General features: G+C 73.2%; 10 protein-coding genes. 6 read left to right on the top strand and 4 right to left on the bottom strand.

Annotation, left to right across the window (positions count from 1 at the left end):
• The 3 genes from ACFXAZ_RS08320 to ACFXAZ_RS08310 all read left to right on the top strand — a co-directional run.
• A partial coding sequence (locus ACFXAZ_RS08320; RefSeq protein WP_384586607.1) for a FadR/GntR family transcriptional regulator occupies positions 1-837 on the top strand: 837 nt, incomplete at its 5' end.
• Positions 834-2,516, top strand: coding sequence for a thiamine pyrophosphate-dependent enzyme (locus ACFXAZ_RS08315; RefSeq protein WP_384586605.1), 1,683 nt, complete (start codon positions 834-836; stop codon positions 2,514-2,516). The genes ACFXAZ_RS08320 and ACFXAZ_RS08315, both read left to right, overlap by 4 nt.
• A gap of 130 nt (positions 2,517-2,646) precedes the next feature.
• Complete coding sequence (locus ACFXAZ_RS08310; RefSeq protein ID WP_384586603.1) at positions 2,647-4,104, top strand: benzaldehyde dehydrogenase; 1,458 nt, start codon at positions 2,647-2,649, stop codon at positions 4,102-4,104.
• A 140-nt stretch (positions 4,105-4,244) separates the two neighbouring features.
• Here ACFXAZ_RS08310 and ACFXAZ_RS08305 read toward each other — a convergent pair whose 3' ends face one another.
• Both ACFXAZ_RS08305 and ACFXAZ_RS08300 read right to left on the bottom strand, forming a co-directional pair.
• A complete protein-coding gene (locus ACFXAZ_RS08305; RefSeq protein ID WP_382692632.1) occupies positions 4,245-4,898 on the bottom strand; it encodes a response regulator in 654 nt (217 codons plus the stop codon).
• Positions 4,895-5,923 carry a sensor histidine kinase gene (locus ACFXAZ_RS08300; RefSeq protein WP_384586601.1) on the bottom strand — a complete coding sequence of 343 codons (1,029 nt, stop codon included), beginning with the start codon at positions 5,921-5,923 and terminating at the stop codon, positions 4,895-4,897. The genes ACFXAZ_RS08305 and ACFXAZ_RS08300 overlap by 4 nt, the downstream gene beginning before the upstream one ends.
• 366 nt (positions 5,924-6,289) lie before the next feature.
• On the opposite strand from ACFXAZ_RS08300, the gene ACFXAZ_RS08295 reads away from it, so the two are divergent.
• Together ACFXAZ_RS08295 and ACFXAZ_RS08290 are read left to right on the top strand one after the other, a co-directional pair.
• Positions 6,290-6,775 carry a cation:proton antiporter regulatory subunit gene (locus tag ACFXAZ_RS08295; RefSeq protein WP_384586599.1) on the top strand — a complete coding sequence of 162 codons (486 nt, stop codon included), beginning with the start codon at positions 6,290-6,292 and terminating at the stop codon, positions 6,773-6,775.
• Between the two features lie 4 nt (positions 6,776-6,779).
• Complete coding sequence (locus tag ACFXAZ_RS08290; protein WP_384586597.1) at positions 6,780-8,003, top strand: cation:proton antiporter; 1,224 nt, start codon at positions 6,780-6,782, stop codon at positions 8,001-8,003.
• Positions 8,004-8,094: 91 nt separating this feature from the next.
• Here the strand turns inward: ACFXAZ_RS08290 and ACFXAZ_RS08285 are convergent, their stop codons facing one another.
• The gene (locus tag ACFXAZ_RS08285; protein WP_384586595.1) at positions 8,095-8,499 is read right to left on the bottom strand and encodes a MazG nucleotide pyrophosphohydrolase domain-containing protein; all 405 of its coding nucleotides are present in this window, start codon (positions 8,497-8,499) and stop codon (positions 8,095-8,097) included.
• 152 nt (positions 8,500-8,651) lie between these two features.
• Here ACFXAZ_RS08285 and ACFXAZ_RS08280 point away from each other — a divergent pair, with 152 nt between their 5' ends.
• Positions 8,652-9,647: a TAXI family TRAP transporter solute-binding subunit gene (locus ACFXAZ_RS08280; RefSeq protein WP_384586593.1), complete on the top strand. Its 996-nt coding sequence runs from the start codon at positions 8,652-8,654 to the stop codon at positions 9,645-9,647.
• 78 nt (positions 9,648-9,725) lie between these two features.
• On the opposite strand, the gene ACFXAZ_RS08275 is transcribed toward ACFXAZ_RS08280, so the two are convergent.
• The coding region (locus ACFXAZ_RS08275) for a sensor histidine kinase (protein ID WP_384586591.1) at positions 9,726-10,016 on the bottom strand (291 nt) is incomplete at its 5' end.

Below are 10,016 nucleotides of genomic sequence, written 5' to 3'. Positions count from 1 at the left end.
ACCCCCGCGAAGATCTTCCGCGGGTGGGTGGCCGACCCGATCGTCCAGGACCTCCGCGCGCAGATCCTCAGCGGCACCCTGCCCGACGGCTCCCGGCTGCCGTCCGAACGTGAGCTGGCCGCGTACTACGACGTGAGCGGCCCCACCGTGCGCGAAGCGGTGCGGGTACTGACCGCGATGGGGCTGGTCAACACCCGTAACGGCAGCCGGGCCACCATCACCGCGCAGGGCGACACCCTGCTCGCGGTGTCCATCGCCTCGGTGGTGCAGGTCGAGAAGGTCGGCGCCCGCGAGACGCTCGGCCTGCTCGGCGCGCTGAACTCCTACGCCGCCGAACTCGCCGCCGAGCACGCCACCGACGAGGAGATCGCCCGGCTGCGCGAAGCGGCCCAGGCAGCCCAGCCGGGCCTGCCGGGCCAGTCGCCCGACGGCGTGGAGCAGTCGGCCGCGACGCTCCAGGCCTTCTTCACCGTGCTCGCCGAGATCTCGCACAACCCGCTGCTCGCGGCGCTGTGCCGGTTCCTCACCGAGGCGCAGATCGGGATGGCCGTGAAGCTCTCGGGCGGTACGCACGGCGACTTCGGGCGGGTCTCGGGCCCGCTGCACGCCGGCCGGATGCGGATCGTCGGCGCCATCGCCTCGCGCGACCCGCGCCACGCGGCGACCGTGGTCCGCGAGTACCACCGCGAGGTGATCCAGCGGATCGCCGAGGTGCGCGAGGCCGCCGGGGAACCCGAGGTGTCCGAGACCGGCCTGACGGAGGCGCTGACCGGCTGGCTGCGGTCGAACGTCACCCTGGGCGGTCAGCCGGTCCCGGCGCGGAGCACCCGCTCATGACCGCCCCGACGACCGTGCGCGGCACGGAGAAGCCCGCCGACGCCCCCGGCGCGTCCGCGCCCGCCAGTACCGCCGGTACCGCAAACACCGTCCGTACCGTCAAGGACGCCGCCTTCGACGTCCTGCGGCTGCACGGCCTGACCACCCTCTTCTCCAACCCCGGCTCCACCGAGGTGTCGGTCCTCACCGATCTGCCCTCGGACCTGGAGTTCGTGCTCTCCCTGCACGAGGGCTCGGTGGTCGGCACGGCCACCGGCTGGGCGCTGGCCCGCGACGAACCCGCCCTCGTCCTGCTGCACACCACCGCCGGACTCGGCAACGCGGTGGGCGCGCTGGCCACCGCCCGCGTCAACCGGGCCCCGCTGGTCGTCCTGGTCGGCCAGCAGGACCGCCGGCATCTGGCCCAGCAGCCGTTCCTGGCGGGCCGCCTCGAAGGGCTGGCCGGGGACTATCCGGTACGGGTGGAGACCCCGCCGCGCGCCCAGGACGTCCCCGGCGCCATCGGCCGGGCCGTGCACGCCGCCCGCGAGGCACGCGGACCGGCGCTGGTGCTGGTCCCGATGGACGACTGGGCACAGCCCGCCGAGGATCTGCCGGTGGCCGCCCCCGAGGTGGTGCGCCGGTCGGCGACGGCCGATCCGCGGGCCGTCGCCGAGGTCGCCGACCGGCTCGCCGAGGCCGCCTCCCCGGTGCTGGTGGTGGGCTCGGGCGCCGACCACGCGGACACCTGGGCGGCCCTGACGACGCTGGCCGAGCGGCTGGACTGCCCCGTGTGGCAGGAGCCGTTCGGGGCGCGCGCCGGGTTCCCGCAGGACCACCGGCTGTTCGCCGGGCACCTGCCGGCCGACCGGCCCCGGCTGCGGGACGTGCTCGCCCCGCACGACCTGGTGCTGTGCGTGGGCGGCCCCTTCCTGCGCCAATACCCTTACAAGTCCGGCAAGTTGACGGATGCCCAGGTGGTCGTGGTGACCGACGATCCGGCCGAGGCCCACCACTCCCCCGTACAGCTCGCCGTCGTCGCCCCGCTCCCCGACTTCTGCGACCGGCTGGCCCGCCGCACCCCGCCGCGCGAGCCGCGCTCGGCGGTACCGGTCCGCCTGGACCGCCGACTCGCCTACCGCGAGGGCCCGTTGAACCCGGCCCATGTGCTCACCGCGCTGGCCGGGCGGCTGCCCGCCGACACGGTCGTGGTGGAGGAGAGCCCGTCCTCCCGCCCCGATCTGCACGCCCTGCTCCCCGCCCGTGCCCCGCTCGGCTTCCTCAGCGCCGCGATGGGCGGCCTCGGCTTCGCGCTGCCCGCCGCCGTCGGCGTCCGGATGGCCCGGCCGCACCGCCCGGTGGTCGCCGTGGTCGGCGACGGCTCCTCCCTGTACCAGATCCAGGCCCTGTGGACCGCCGTCCAGTACCACGTCGGCGCCGTCTTCATCGTCCTCGCCAACGGCCGGTACGCGGTCATGGACAAGCTCGCCGAACAGCACGGCGGCAAGCCCCCGTGGCCGGCCTTCGAACAGATCAGCGTGGCCGGCCTGGCCGAGTCCCTGGGCTGCCCCACCCAACGGATCAGCACGTACGACGAGCTGTGCGCGGCCCTCGACGCGCTGTGCCCGGAACTGACCGAGCGCACCGAGCCGCTGGTCCTGGAGGTCACCGTCTCCACGGACGGCGACTTCCAGCCGTAGGCCCGCGTACTCCGGCCGCCGTCTCCCCGGCCCACCCGGACCTTTTCAGGTACCCCCTTCCCCTTTCAGGTACCCCCTTCCCACCCCCCGCCTTGTCACCCGCCACGACACCCGCCCTCTGGAGGCCGTCATGTCTCTGCTCGATCCCACCATCTGGTCCGGCAAGGCCGGCATAGGCGGCTGGACGGTCCCGGCGGGCGGCACCGCCCCCGTCATGGAGCCGGCCACCGGTGAAGTCCTGGAGGTCATCGGGCTGGCCACCGCCGAGGACGTCGCCCACGCCGCCGAGCGCGCCGCCCGCGCCCAGACCGCCTGGGCCCGCACCCCGTACACCGAGCGCGCGGCGATCCTGCGCCGCGCCGGCGATCTGTTCACCGAGCACGCCCCCGAGATCCACAACTGGCTGATACGCGAGGGCGGCAACATACCGGGCAAGGCCGCCTTCGAGACGTCCGTGGCCGCGCAGGAGTGCTACGAGGCCGCCGCGCTGCTCTCCCGCCCGCTCGGGGAGATCCTGCCCACCGCCGAGCCGCGGCTGAGCCTGGCCCGCCGGGTCCCGGCCGGTGTGGTCGGCGTCATCGCCCCCTTCAACGCCCCGCTCATCCTGGGCATCCGTTCCGTGGCGCCCGCGCTCGCGCTCGGCAACACCGTGCTGCTGAAGCCGGATCTGCGGACCGCCGTCTCCGGTGGTGTGGTGATCGCACGGGTGCTGGAGGAGGCCGGGCTGCCCGAGGACGTGCTGGCGGTGCTGCCGGGCGGCGCCGACACCGGGTCGGCGCTGGTGCTGGCGCCACAGGTGCGGGTGATCTCGTTCACCGGCTCGACGGCCGCGGGCCGCAAGGTGGGCGCCGCCGCCGCGGAGAACCTCAAGCGGGCGCACCTCGAACTCGGCGGCAACTCCGCGCTGATCGTGCTGCCGGACGCCGACCTCGACAAGGCCGCCTCGACGGCCGCCTGGGGCTCCTTCTTCCACCAGGGCCAGATCTGCATGACGACCGGCCGTCACCTGGTGCACTCCTCGATCGTCGACGAGTACGTGGCCCGGCTCGCGGAGAAGGCCGAGCACCTGCCGGTCGGCAACCCCGACAAGGAGCATGTCGCGCTCGGCCCGATCATCGACGCGGCCCAGCGGGACAAGATCCACAGCCTGGTCACGGCGAGCGTCGAATCGGGCGCGCGGCTGGTGGCGGGCGGCACGTACCAGGACCTGTTCTACCGTCCGACCGTGCTCGCCGGGGTCACCGACGCCGCCCCCGCCTACTCCGAGGAGGTGTTCGGCCCGGTCGCGCCGGTACGCGCCTTCGACGACGTCGACGAGGCGGTCACGCTGGCCACCTCCTCCTCGTACGGCCTGTCCCTGGGCATTCTCACCGGTGACGCCATGCGCGGCCTGGAACTGGCCGAGCGCATCCCGACCGGGATCGTCCACATCAACGACCAGACGGTGAACGACGAGGCCGTGGCCCCCTTCGGCGGTGTCGGCGCCTCCGGCACCGGGGCCCGGTTCGGCGGGGCCTCCAACATCGAGGCGTTCACGGAGACCCGCTGGATCACGTCCCGCGCGACGCAGGCGACGTACCCCTTCTGACCGACGTACCCACCTCCGGCAGGCGGCCCGGTCTGCGGTCTGCCGGTCTGCCGGTCTGCGGAGCCACCCACGGCATCACCGTCGTCCCGGACGGTGATGCCGTGCGGTTTCCTCCGGGGGGGGCCGTACGCGCCGGCCGGTCAGGGATCCACCAGCCCCGCCCGGATCGCGTACCGCGTCAGCTCCAGCCGGTCCCGCATCCCCAGCTTCTGGAGCAGGTTGGCCCGGTGCCGCTCGACCGTCTTGGCACTGATGAAGAGCAGCTCGCCGATCTCCTTGGAGGTGTGCCCCTCGGCGACCAGCTTGAGGATCTCCTCCTCGCGCTCGGTGATGGCCCGCGCGGGCAGCCCGTCACCGCGCTGGAGCCGCTCCAGATACGACCGCACCAGCGCCCGCTCCGCCCCCGGATACACGAACGGCTCCCCGCGCACGGCCGCCCGGCATGCCTCGACCAGATCCCGGTCGGCGACCGACTTCAGCACATATCCGCAGGCCCCGGCCTTGAGCGCCTCGAAGAAGTACTGCTCGTTGTCGTACATCGTGAGGATGAGAATGGGCAGGTCCGGCAGCCGCCGGGACAGCTCACGGGCCGCCTGCAACCCGGTCATCCGGGGCATCGCGATGTCCAGCACCGCGAGATCCAGCTCCTGCGCGCGGGCCAGCTCGACCGCCTCGGCCCCGTCCCCGGCCTCGGCGACCACCGTCAGATCCGGCTCCCCATCGAGAATGAGCCGCACACCACGCCGTACGAGGGTGTGGTCGTCGGCGAGGAGAACGCGGGCGGGGGCGGTCATCGGGGTACTCCGTCGGGGCGTGGGGGGTGCGCGGGGCCGCTGGACTCACACGCCGGGGCCCGCGCCCCGCCCACAGAATCTTCCGTCTCGCCCACACGTATCCGCAGCCCCACGACCGTCCCCCGGCCGTCGCTCCCCGGGGTGAGGGTGAGGTCGGCGCCGACGAGCAGGGCGCGTTCGCGCATGCCGGCGATGCCCGCGCCCTCGGGGCCGGTGCCCGGGCCGCGGCCGTTGTCGCGGACGGTCAGCTCGACGGCGTCGGGGAGGACGCGCAGCCGGAGTGCGGCGCGGTCGGCGCCGGAGTGCCGGGCGGTGTTGGTGAGGGCTTCCTGGGCGACGCGGTAGAGGACGAGTTCCGTCCCGGCGTCGAGCGGGGGCAGCTCACCGGTGAGGTCGTACCGGACGGTCAGCCCGTGCCCGGTGAACTCGCCCGCGAGCGAGCGCAGGGCGCTGACCAGGCCGAGTTCATCGAGCACGCCGGGGCGCAGCTTGCGGGCGATGCGGCGGATCTCGTCGAGCCCGGCGCGGGTGGCGTCCTGCGCCTGGCCCACCTCCTCACGCAGCTCGGCGGGCACCCGGTCGGCGACCCGTTTGAGCTGGAGCAGCACGGCGGTGAGGGTCTGCCCGACCTCGTCGTGCAGTTCCCGCGCGATCCGGTGCCGCTCCCGCTCCTGCGCCGACAGCGCACGGGCCGCACTCCCGGCCCGCTCGCTCTCCAGCCGGTCGAGCATCGTGTTGTACGTGGTGATCAGCCCGGCCGTCTCCGCCGGACCGGCGACGACCGCGCGGGCGCCGGGGCGCAGCAGATCGGCGGTGGCCATGGAGCGGCCCAGGCGCTGGAGGGGGGCGAGGCCGACGCGCAGCACGAGGGCGTTGGCGACCAGCAGCACGGCCAGCCCGGCGCCGACGACGAGGGCTTCGCCGAGCAGCACGGGCGTGGAGACGGTGACGGGGCCCAGCAGCAGCGCGGCGGCCACGACGAGGGCCGCGGAATTGAGGGAGAAGATCCGCCAGAACAGCGACACGTTCCCGGTTCCGCTCCCTGTGATCCGACGGGCCCCGCGGCGGCACGGGTGTGCCGCCGTCAGCGTCGCCGTCGGCTCCGGGCCGCGTATATCCGTCACAACACCCATGTCGCCACGGTATGCGAGGGTGGCAGCATGGCGGCGCCGCCCGACGCCGGTCCCAGACCCGGCGAGAGAGTCGGAATCGGACCGGTCCACGGGGAACGGCCCGGCCTGAGCCGCCCACGGACCACTCACGGGACCGCTCATGGACCACTCGCGGACCGCTCATGGACCCTTGCATGAGCCACCCGCGAGGCACCCATGGGATCGCCCATGAGCCACGCCTGAGCCCGCCTGAGTCACGCACGAGGGAGAGAAGAGATCGTGTCCGCTCCACGCCTGAGGGCGACGCCGTTGCCGGGCATCGGGGTCCAGTACGACCTGGTCACCAAGGAACACCGGCATCTGTCCGTGGTCGCCCACCGCGACGGCGCCCGCACGGTGAACGTCTACCGCACCGACGACCCCGACTCCTGCGCCCAGTCGCTCCGGCTGACCAGCGCCGAGGCGGCCTCGCTGATCGGCGCGCTGAAGCCGTCGCACTCCAGCGCGAGCCTGCTCTACACCACCGCGCTCGGCCTGGTCGCCGAGCGCATCGAGGTGGCGGCGACCTCGCACTGGAACGGCCGGGTGCTCGGCGAGACCCGCATCCGCACCGACACCGGCGCCTCCGTGGTCGCCGTGCTGCGCCGGGCGGAGGCCATTCCGTCCCCGACGCCGGACTTCCGGCTCGCGGGCGGTGACACCTTGATCGTCATCGGCACCCGCGAGGGCGTCGACGCTGCCGCGGCGATACTCGGGCGGGAGTGAACGGGTGCATTCCTCCGCGGTCCTGCTCATCGAGTTCGGTTCCATCATTCTCGGCCTCGGCCTGCTCGGCCGGATGGCCGCGCGGCTGAGCTTCTCCCCGATCCCGCTGTATCTGCTGGCGGGTCTGGCCTTCGGCGAGGGCGGTCTGCTGCCGCTCGGCGCGAGCGAGGAGTTCATCGCGATCGGCGCCGAGATCGGCGTCATCCTGCTGCTGCTCATGCTCGGCCTGGAGTACTCGGCCAGCGATCTGGTCTCCAACCTCAAGACCCACTATCCATCCGGCCTGGTCGACTTCGCGCTGAACGCGCTCCCGGGCGCGATCGCCGCCCTGCTGCTGGGCTGGGGCCCGGTAGCGGCCGTCGTCCTGGCGGGCGTGACCTGGATCTCGTCCTCGGGCGTGATCGCCAAGGTGCTGGGCGACCTGGGCCGGATCGGAAACCGCGAGACCCCGATCATCCTCAGTGTCCTGGTCCTGGAGGACCTGGCGATGGCGGTGTATCTGCCCATCGTGACGGCGGTGGTGGCGGGCGTCAGCCTCGCGGCGGGCAGCGTCACCCTGGCCATCGCCCTGGGCGTGGCGGGCCTCGTCCTCTTCGTGGCGCTGCGCTACGGCCGGGTGATCTCCCGTTTCGTCTCCAGCGACGACCCGGAGAAGCTCCTCCTCGTGGTGCTCGGCCTGACCATCCTGGTGGCGGGCGTGGCCCAGCAGCTCCAGGTCTCGGCGGCGGTCGGCGCGTTCCTGGTCGGCATAGCGCTGTCCGGGGAGGTGGCCGAGGGCGCGCACACCTTGCTGAGCCCGCTGCGGGACCTGTTCGCGGCGGTCTTCTTCGTCTTCTTCGGCCTGCACACCGACCCGGCCAGCATCCCGCCGGTCCTGCTGCCCGCTCTGGCCCTGGCCGTGGTCACCGCCGCGACGAAGATCGCCACCGGCTACTGGGCGGCCCGCCGCGCCGGAATCTCCGCCAAGGGCCGCTGGCGCACGGGCGGCGCGCTGGTGGCCCGGGGCGAGTTCTCCATCGTCATCGCGGGCCTGGCGGTCACGGCCGGCATCGAACCGTCCCTGGGCCCCCTCGCCACGGCGTACGTCCTCATCCTGGTCGTCGTGGGCCCCCTCACCGCCCGCTACACCGAACCCCTGGCCACCCTCTGGACCCGCAGGGCCACGGCCCGCCGCGAGCCCCAGAAGCAGCAGCCCTCCGAGCCGGAGAGGACCCCGGTGGGCGACTGACCCTGAGGGGGGGCGGAGGGTGCCCGGGACCGCCACTGCCGGTGACCGACCCGGCGAGGACCCGGTCACCCCCTGCCCCCTGCCCCCCTGCTCACCCGCCACTGGGCTCCCACCCCTGCCGCCGCAGCACCGCCGGTATGTCCGGGGCGTCGTAGTGCTCCCCCTTCAGCACCTTGCCGTCCGCGCGGTGGGCGATCTGGCCGTCGGGGCCCAGCTTGGTCATGTTGGAGCGGTGGATCTCCGCGAGGACCGCGTCCAGGTCGATGCCGTGCACGAGGGCGGTGCCGTAGGCGACGTAGACGACGTCCGCCAGTTCGTGCGCGAGCCGGTCGAGCGGGCCCTCGACCGACACCTCGGCGACCTCCGCCGCCTCCTCGGCCAGCAGTTCACCGCGATGGGCCGCCAGCTCCGGGGAGACCTCGGTGGGGGAACTGCGGGCGTCCAGCCCGAAGGCACGGTGGAATTCACGGACCAATGCGGCAGGCGACTGACTCATGCACAGACTGTAACCGCCGCCACTGACAACGCCCCTGGCCCGCCCCTGGCCCGCTCTCCCTCCCGTCTCCTCCTCCCTCCCCGCCCTCCCCCAGGTCTCGTTGTGATTCCGATCCTGGTCACCCCGCCGTTCCGCCTGGCAGGATCGCGCACATGTCCAAGGTGTTCCCACGGATCGGCCGCCGCCGGGCGCTCCAGGGCGCGACCGCCGGTGTCGTCGTCCTGGGACTCCTGCTGTGGTGGCTGCTGCCGCTCGGCGAGGAGCCGCCGAGCGGGACGGTCACCTTCAGCACCGGCACCCCGGCGGGCGTCTACCAGAAGTACGGCGAACTGCTGCGGGCCGAGCTGGACCAGGACATGCCGGACCTGGACATCCAGTTGCAGACCAGCGACGGCTCCCAGCAGAACGTCGAACGCGTGGCGACCCACGAGGCGGACTTCGCCATCGCGGCGGCCGACGCGGTGGAGTCGTACAAACTCCAGGACGGCGCCGGCGCGAGCCAGTTGCGCGGGGTCGCGCGCCTCTACGACGACTACACGCAGATCGTCGTCAAGCAGGGCTCGGACATCACCAGCGTGGCGGATCTGCGCGGCAAGAGGGTGGCCATCGGACCCCAGCGCTCCGGCGTGCGGCTGATCGCCGACCGGGTGCTGGAGACGGCAGGCATCGACCCGGACACCGGCATCACGCCCCTGGACGACGGCATAGACACCGCGCCCGACCGCCTCAAGAGCGGTGACATCGAGGCGTTCTTCTGGTCGGGCGGACTGCCCACGAGCGGCCTGGACGAACTGGCGCAGACCTACCGCTTCGACTTCCTCCCCCTCGACGCCGACTTCGTCGCCGAACTGCACGGCGAGGGCGAGGCCATGCGCTACTACCGCCCCGCCACCATGCCGGAGTCGGCGTACCCCGAGATCCTGGACGAACCGGTGGCCACCATGGCGGTCTCCAATCTGCTGATCACCCGCGAGGACGTGGACCCCCGCCTCACGGAGTGGCTCACCCGGACCGTCATCGACAGCCGTGACGGCATCGGTGCCCACGTCCACTCGGCCCAGCTGGTGGATCTGCGCACGGCGATCTACACGGACCCGCTGACCCTGCACGCCGGCGCACGCCGGTACTACCGCTCGGTGAAACCGTAGACATGGACGCCGTCACACCCGGGCCCACGGCTCCTCGACACCCGCCACGCCCACCACACCCACCACACCCACCGCCCGTCACACCCCATGCCCCCCACGCGGCACCCGCACCGTCACCACCAACCCCTGCGGTTCGTGCCGGCCGTAGGTGAGGGTGCCGCCCCCCGCTGCCAGGAGGGCGTGGGAGATGGACAGGCCCAGGCCCGAGCCCTTGATGTTCTGGTGGCGGCCACTGCGCCAGAAGCGGTCGCCGACCCGGCTGAGTTCCTCCTCGGTCAGCCCGGGGCCGCGGTCGGCGACGACGACGGTCACGGTGTCGCCGTGGGAGGCCACGGTGTCGGGGTCGGCCTCGCCCGCCGGGGGGAACGT

The organism is Streptomyces sp. NPDC059477, from assembly GCF_042749375.1.
Taxonomy (GTDB): Bacteria; Actinomycetota; Actinomycetes; order Streptomycetales; family Streptomycetaceae; genus Streptomyces.
The sequence above is the reverse complement of the archived record's forward strand: the minus strand, read 5'-3'. Positions and strand labels throughout refer to the sequence as shown.

Excerpts from the sequence above, each read along its gene's own strand:
- ACFXAZ_RS08315 (WP_384586605.1), top strand. The coding sequence starts at position 834 with ATGACCGCCCCGACGACCGTGCGCGGCACGGAGAAGCCCGCCGACGCC.
- ACFXAZ_RS08310 (WP_384586603.1), top strand. The coding sequence starts at position 2,647 with ATGTCTCTGCTCGATCCCACCATCTGGTCCGGCAAGGCCGGCATAGGC.
- ACFXAZ_RS08305 (WP_382692632.1), bottom strand. The coding sequence starts at position 4,898 with ATGACCGCCCCCGCCCGCGTTCTCCTCGCCGACGACCACACCCTCGTA.
- ACFXAZ_RS08285 (WP_384586595.1), bottom strand. The coding sequence starts at position 8,499 with ATGAGTCAGTCGCCTGCCGCATTGGTCCGTGAATTCCACCGTGCCTTC.
- ACFXAZ_RS08280 (WP_384586593.1), top strand. The coding sequence starts at position 8,652 with ATGTCCAAGGTGTTCCCACGGATCGGCCGCCGCCGGGCGCTCCAGGGC.